The 7,051-nt window shown below is 71.0% G+C and carries 5 protein-coding genes; 4 read left to right on the top strand and 1 reads right to left on the bottom strand.

Annotation, left to right across the window (positions count from 1 at the left end):
* Window positions 1-1,067 (bottom strand): LacI family DNA-binding transcriptional regulator (locus EFE23_RS20350; RefSeq protein WP_148058490.1); only part of this gene is annotated, 1,067 nt, incomplete at its 3' end.
* A gap of 198 nt (window positions 1,068-1,265) precedes the next feature.
* Between EFE23_RS20350 and EFE23_RS20345 the strand changes: the two genes are divergently transcribed.
* The 4 genes from EFE23_RS20345 (at window position 1,266) to EFE23_RS20330 (ending at window position 7,010) form a co-directional block, all read left to right on the top strand.
* Window positions 1,266-2,519, top strand: coding sequence for a sugar ABC transporter substrate-binding protein (locus EFE23_RS20345; protein ID WP_123242532.1), 1,254 nt, complete (start codon window positions 1,266-1,268; stop codon window positions 2,517-2,519).
* Entirely contained in the window at window positions 2,519-4,165 is a 1,647-nt protein-coding gene (locus tag EFE23_RS20340; protein ID WP_123242531.1) for an ABC transporter permease subunit, read from the top strand. Before EFE23_RS20345 ends, EFE23_RS20340 begins: the two co-directional genes overlap by 1 nt.
* On the top strand, window positions 4,162-5,061 hold the full coding sequence (locus EFE23_RS20335; protein WP_123242530.1) for a sugar ABC transporter permease: 900 nt from the start codon (window positions 4,162-4,164) through the stop codon (window positions 5,059-5,061). The genes EFE23_RS20340 and EFE23_RS20335 overlap by 4 nt, the downstream gene beginning before the upstream one ends.
* A gap of 137 nt (window positions 5,062-5,198) precedes the next feature.
* Complete coding sequence (locus tag EFE23_RS20330) at window positions 5,199-7,010, top strand: alpha-amylase family glycosyl hydrolase (protein ID WP_123242535.1); 1,812 nt, start codon at window positions 5,199-5,201, stop codon at window positions 7,008-7,010.
* Window positions 7,011-7,051 lie beyond the last annotated feature (41 nt).

Here is a 7,051-nt window from a genome sequence, read left to right as displayed (position 1 = left end):
AGCGACGACGGGGTCGGGCGCTGCCGCTGCGGGCCGCCCGGGGCGGCGCCGGCCGGCCGGATCACCGCGGTGGAGCCGCGCACCACCAGTTCCGGTCGGAACAGGTACTCGGAGTGCGGGGCGGCGTGCCCGTTGATCTCGTCGACCAGGGCCCGGACCGCGGCCACCGCCATGGCGGCGACGGGCTGCCGCATGGTGGTCAGCGGCGGATCGGTGAAGGCCATCAGCGGGGAGTCGTCGTAACCGACCACCGAGACGTCGGCGGGCACCGACAGGCCGCGCTGGCGGGCGGCCCGGATCGCGCCGAGCGCCATCAGGTCGGAGCCGCAGACGATGCCGGTCACGCCGCGCTCGATCAGCCGGCCGGCGGCGGCCTCCCCGCCCTCGACGCCGAAGAGGGAGAGCTCGGCCAGCTCGCCGACCTCCGCCTCGGTCGTCCCGACCAGGCGGCTCATGGCGGTCCGGAAGCCGGCCACCCGCCGCTGCACCGGCACGAAGCGGTCCGGTCCGGTGATCAGGCCGATCCGGCGGTGGCCGAGCGCGACCAGGTGCGCGACGGCCAGCTCGGTGGCCTCGCCGTCGTCGCAGGAGACGAAGGGCGCCGCGATGCCGGGCGCGTATCCGTTGATCATGACGATCGGAAGCGGCCGGGCGATCAGCGCGCGGTACCGGTCGTGGTTGGCGGCCGTGTCGGCGTGCAGGCCGGAGACGAAGACGATCCCGGAGACCTGCCGGTCCAGCAGCATCTCGACGTACTCGTCCTCGGTGACCCCGCCGGGGGTCTGGGTGCAGAGCACCGGGGTGAAGCCGCTCTGGGCCAGCGTCGACTCGATGACCTGGGCGAAGGCTGGGAAGATCGGGTTGTCCAGCTCCGGCACGACCAGGCCGACCAGGCCGGCGCTGCGCTTGCGCAGCCGGGCGGGGCGCTCGTAGCCGAGCACATCGAGGGCGGTCAGGACGGCCTGCCGGGTCTCGGGGGCCACTCCGGGGCGGTCGTTGAGCACCCGCGACACCGTGGCCTCGCTGACTTCGGCCTGTTGGGCGATGTCGGACAGTCGAGCGCGCATGGCGGCACTTTAGCTCAACGGCAAAGTCTTGCGTACACTTCTGCAAGCCCTTCCATTCTCTGCAACCTCTTGCTAACGTCCCCGCAACACGCGAGAGCAGCGGCGCAGCACCCCAGCGCCGGTCAGCAAGAAATTACAGAGGTTTCCACTGGCGGGCCGCCCTTCCCCCGGCGGGCCGCCATGACGACAGGAGTACCGATGCGCATCCGTACCGCGGGTGTGGTCGCTGTCCTCGGCCTGGCGCTCGCCGCGTCCGGCTGCGGTGGCAGCGGCAGCGACAAGCCGGCCGCCAAGGAGTCCGCCACCAAGGCGACCGGCGGCAAGCTGGTCATCTGGGCCGACGACAAGCGGACCGCGGCTTTGAAGCCGTTCGCCGACGAGTTCGGCAAGGAGAACGGCGTGACCGTCGAGGTCCAGGCCGTCTCCAAGGACCTGCAGACCAACTTCGTCACCGCCTCGCAGCAGGGCAGCGGCCCGGACGTCGTGGTCGGCGCGCACGACTGGATCGGCAACCTGGTCCAGAACGGCGCCATCGACCCGGTGCAGCTCGCCGCCGAGCAGAAGAGCGCCTTCAACGAGACCGCGATCAAGGCGGTCACCTTCAACGGCCAGCTCTACGGTGTGCCCTACGCCACCGAGAACGTCGCGCTCATCCGCAACACCGAGCTGGCCCCCGAGGCGCCGAAGACGATCGAGGAGCTGGTCCAGACCGGCAAGAAGCTCAAGGCTGAGAAGAAGGCCAGCGAGATCCTCTGCCTGCAGTCCGGCCAGAACGGCGACGCGTACCACATCTACCCGCTGTACACCTCCGGCGGCGGCTACCTGTTCGGCACCGCGGCCAACGGCGACTACGACCCGAAGGACCTGGGCGTGGGCAAGCCGGAGTCGATCGCGGCCTTCCAGAAGATCGCGAAGCTCGGTGAGAAGGGCGACGGCGCGCTGAAGCGCTCCATCACCGGCGAGAACTCCATCGCCACCTTCACCGGCAAGAAGTGCGCCTTCCTGGTCTCCGGCCCGTGGGCCATCGCCGACGCCAAGAAGGCCAACATCAAGTACGACATCTCCCCGGTCCCCGGCTTCGCCGGTGGCAAGGAGGCCCAGCCGTTCGTGGGCGTCCAGGCGTTCTACGTCGCCGCCAAGGGCAAGAACAAGGCCCTGGCCCAGGAGTTCGTCACCAACTACGTGACCAAGCCCGAGCTGGCCGTCGCGCTCTACCAGGCCGAGCCGCGCCCGCCGGCGCTGACCGCCGCCTTCGACCAGGTCAAGGGCGAGGACCCGGACCTGGCCAAGTTCCAGGAGGCCGGCAAGAACGGCCAGGTGCTCCCGGCGATCCCGGCCATGGCCGCGATCTGGGACCCGTTCGGCAAGGCGGAGGCCGCCATCATCGGTGGCGCCGACCCGGCCAAGACGATCACCGCCGCGGGCAAGACCATCGCGGGTCAGATCAAGTAATGAGCACGTCGCTGTCCGGCCCGGGGTCTGCCACGCAGGCCCCGGGCCGGGAGCCCGTTCGCAGCGGGCTCCCGCGCAAGTCCCGTACCGCGCGGAACCACGCGCCGATCACCGCGACCGGCCTCGTCGTCAAGGTGGTCCTGCTCGGCCTGGTGGCCGGGATCGCGATCTGGGCGGCGTTCCCGCTCATCGAGGCCGAACACTGGATCGGGCTGGGCATCCTGGCGGTCACCACCGCCGTCCTGTTCTACCTCTACCTCGGCCGGCGGCACATCCCGGCCAAGTACCTGGTTCCCGGCACGATCTTCCTGATCGCGTTCCAGGTCTTCCCGGTGCTCTACACGGCGAGCACCGCCTTCACGAACTTCGGCGACGGCCACCGCGGCAGCAAGCAGGACGCGATCGTCGCCATCCAGACCTCCTCGGTGAAGCAGGTCCCCGGCTCCACCGAGTACTCCCTCTCCATCGCCACGAAGGGCGACGACCCGGCGACCGGGGCGCTGGTCTTCCTGCTGAGCGACCCGAAGACCAAGGAGGTCTTCGCGGGCGACGCGGGCGGTCTGCGCAAGCTCGACCCCGGTCAGGTGGAGGCCAGCAGCCTCACCGGCAAGGTCACCGCCGCCGACGGCTACACCGTGCTGAACATCGGCCAGGCCAGCGTCCGGAGCAAGGAGATCACCGACCTGATCGTGCCGACCTCCGGCGGCGCGATCCGCTCCAACGGCCTCACCCGCGCCTACGAGGGCAAGGCGGTCCGGGCGTACGACGCCGGGTGCGACTGCGTCAAGGACACCGAGACCGGCAAGACCTGGACCGCCGACGCGAAGAGCGGCGCCTTCGTGGCCGCCGACGGCGAGCGGCTCACCCAGGGCTGGAAGGTCAACGTCGGGCTGAAGAACTTCAGCCGGGTGCTCACCGACCCGAACATCTCCCGGCCGTTCTTCGGCACGCTGCTGTGGAACTTCGCCTTCGCGATCGGCTCGACCGGGCTCACCTTCCTGCTCGGCATGGCCATCGCGCTCGCCCTGCATTCGCCCCGGATGAAGGGCACCAACCTCTACCGGGTGCTGCTCATCCTCCCGTACGCCATGCCGTCGTTCGCCATGCTGCTGGTCTGGCGGGACATGTTCAACACCGACTTCGGCCTGGTCAACAACCTGTTCGGGCTCGGCGTCGACTGGTTCGGCCAGGCCTGGTCGGCCCGGGCGGCGGTGCTGCTGGTGCAGCTCTGGCTGGGCTACCCGTACATGTTCCTGGTCGCCACCGGCGCGCTGCAGGCCATCCCGCGCGAGCTGACCGAGGCCACCTCGGTCGACGGCGCCTCGCCCTGGCAGTCCTTCCGCTCGGTCACCCTGCCGCTGCTGCTGGTGGCGCTCTCGCCGCTGCTGATCGCGTCGTTCGCGTACAACTTCAACAACATCAACGCGATCTGGCTGACCACCGAGGGTGGCCCGTTCCCGGCGGACAACCCGACCAACGGCGCCACCGACCTGCTCATCACCTACACCTACCGGCTCGCCTTCGGCGCCCAGGGCGCCGAGTTCGGCATGGCCGCCGCGGTCTCGATCTTCATCTTCGCGATCGTGGCCACGGTGTCGGCGATCAGCTTCCGGCGCACCCGCAAGCAGGAGGAGGTGTACTCGTGACGACCTACGCGGACGCCCCCGTCGCCAACCGCAACGCAAAGGGGAAGTCGAAGAACCGCTGGTTCAGCCAGGTCGGCTGGCGGCACCTCGTCGGGGTGCTGGCGGTGGTGTTCAGCCTCTTCCCGATCCTGTTCGTGCTCTCCGCGGCGCTCAACCCGCTCGGCACGCTCTCCTCGACCGAGCTGCTGCCCACCGGCGCGTCGTTCGAGAACTTCACCAACCTGTTCGACAAGACCGCCTTCGGCCACTGGTTCCTCAACTCGCTGCTGATCGCCGGCGCGGCCAGCTTCGTGTCGATCTTCCTGTCGGCGCTCGCGGCGTACGCGTTCTCCCGGATGCGCTTCGCCGGGCGGCGGTTCGGCCTGCTCACGCTGCTGCTGATCCAGATGTTCCCGCAGTTCCTGGCCATCGTGGCGATCTTCCTGATCTTCACCACGGTCACCGACCTGTGGCCGGCGCTCGGCTTCAACACCCCGTGGGGCCTGTTCCTGCTCTACATGGGTGGCGCGCTGGGCGTGAACACCTGGCTGATGAAGGGCTTCTTCGACACCCTGCCGCGTGAGCTGGACGAGTCGGCGACCATGGACGGCGCCACGCACGCCCAGGTCTTCTTCCGGATCATGCTGCCGCTGGTGGCGCCCATCCTGGCGGTGACCGCGCTGCTGTCGTTCATCGGCACGATCAACGAGTTCATGATCGCCAACGTGTTCCTCACCAACACCGAGTCGAAGACCCTGGCGGTCGGCATGTTCGGCCTGGTGGCCGGTGAGCGCAACAACAACTTCGGGATGTTCGCGGCGGGCACGCTGCTCACCGCGATCCCCACGGTGCTGGTGTTCCAACTGCTCCAGCGCTACATCGTCTCCGGCCTCACCGCCGGAGCCGTCAAGGGATAAGTACCGAAAGCACGCTGCGGCAAGGGCGTCGGGTCGACGTACACCGGAGCGGTCAAGGGCGGGCCGCCGCGGTCGGGCAACCGGCCGCGGCGGACAGCCCCGCCCCCTCCCCGTCCATCGACGCGAAAGGCATGCCCGTGTCTCTCCAGCCGCACCACGACGGATCCGCCACCTACGTCCCCGAGCAGGAGCCCGCGCTCGGGCAGACCGTCCCGGTCTTCGTCCGGGTGCCGGCCGGCGCCGACGTGCGCCAGGTGCACCTCCGGACCACCGGCGACGGCGAGCCGCGCTTCGCCGAGGCCGTCGTCGATCGCACCGACGGCGGCGACGTGTGGTGGCGGGCCGACGTCGAGGTCCGCAACCCGGTCAGCAACTACCGCTTCCTGCTGGCAGGCGCGCGGGGCTACCGCTGGCTCAACGCCGCCGGACTCGTCGACCACGACGTGCCGGACAACGGCGACTTCAAGCTGGTCAGCTACGCGCCCCCGCCGGCCTGGGCCCGGGACGCGGTGATCTACCAGATCTTCCCGGACCGGTTCGCCCGCTCGGCCGCCGCCGACGGCCGGACCGCCCCGGACTGGGCCATCCCCTGCGACTGGGACACCCCGGTGATCGGGCGCGGGCCGGAGACGCCGCGCCAGTTCTACGGCGGCGACCTGGACGGCGTCACCGAGCACCTGGACCACCTGGACCGGCTCGGGGTGAACACCGTCTACCTCACCCCGATCTTCCCGGCGCGCTCCAACCACCGGTACGACGCGGCCAGCTTCGACACCGTGGACCCGCTGCTCGGCGGGGACGCCGCCCTGGCCCGGCTCGCCGAGGCGGTGCACGCCCGGGGCTGGCGGCTGCTCGGCGACATCACCAGCAACCACACCGGCGACGCGCACGAATGGTTCACGCGGGCTGTCGCGGACGTGCACGCGCCCGAGCGGGAGCTGTACTACTTCGACGCGGTGACCGGGGACTACGAGTCCTGGAACGGGGTCAAGTCGCTGCCGAAGCTCAACTGGGGCAGCGCCGAGCTGCGCCGGCGCTTCGCCACCGCCGAGGACTCGCTGCTGCGCCGCTGGCTGCGCCCGCCGTACGCCCTCGACGGGTGGCGGGTGGACGTGGCCAACATGACCGGCCGGCGCGGCGCCGACGCGTACACCCACGAGGTGGCGCGGCTGCTGCGCGAGGTGGTCGCCGACACCCGGGCCGACGGGCTGCTGCTCGCCGAGCACGGCCATGACCACACCGGTGACCTGGACCGGGACGGCTGGCACGGCACCATGAACTACGTCGGCTTCACCGACCCGGTCTGGTCCTGGCTGCGGCAGGGTGACCAGCCGGTGCCGAACTTCCTCGGCACCCCGGGCGGGGTCCGGCGGCGGGACGCGGGGGCGGTCCTCGCCACCATGAACACCTACCGGTCGTTGATCTCCTGGCGCTCGTACGTGCACTCCTGGCAGCTGCTCGGCTCGCACGACTCGGCCCGGATCCGGACCGTGGTCGGCGACGCCGCCCGGCAGGAGGTGGCGGCGGGGCTGCTCGCCACCATGCCCGGCACCCCGGTGGTCTTCGCCGGGGACGAGCTGGGGCTGACCGGCACCAACGGCGAGGGCTCGCGTACCCCGATGCCGTGGCACCGGCCGGAGAGCTGGGACGGGCGCACGTTCGACGCGTACCGGTCGCTGCTGGCGCTGCGGCGCGCCGAGCCGGCGCTGCGGCACGGCGGCCTGCGCTGGGTGCACGCGGACCCGGACACCCTGGTCTTCCTGCGCGAGGCGCCCACCGGCGCGGTGCTGGTGCTGGCCCGCCGCGCCCCCGGCGCCCCCCTCCGCCTGGCCGGCCTACCGGCCGCCGAGAACGTGTACGGCGACGCCCCCGCCCTGCGCCCGGGCGCCGACGGCGCGGTGACCCTGCCCGCCGACGGCCCCACCTTCCAGGTGTGGCGCCTCGCCTGAGCCCCGGTCCCGGCAAGATCGCGCTCCAGCGGTGCAGTGGT

It is taken from the genome of Micromonospora solifontis (genome assembly GCF_003725545.1).
In the GTDB taxonomy this organism is placed as follows: domain Bacteria; phylum Actinomycetota; class Actinomycetes; order Mycobacteriales; family Micromonosporaceae; genus Micromonospora; species Micromonospora solifontis.
This window is presented reverse-complemented; position numbering and strand designations above follow the sequence as displayed.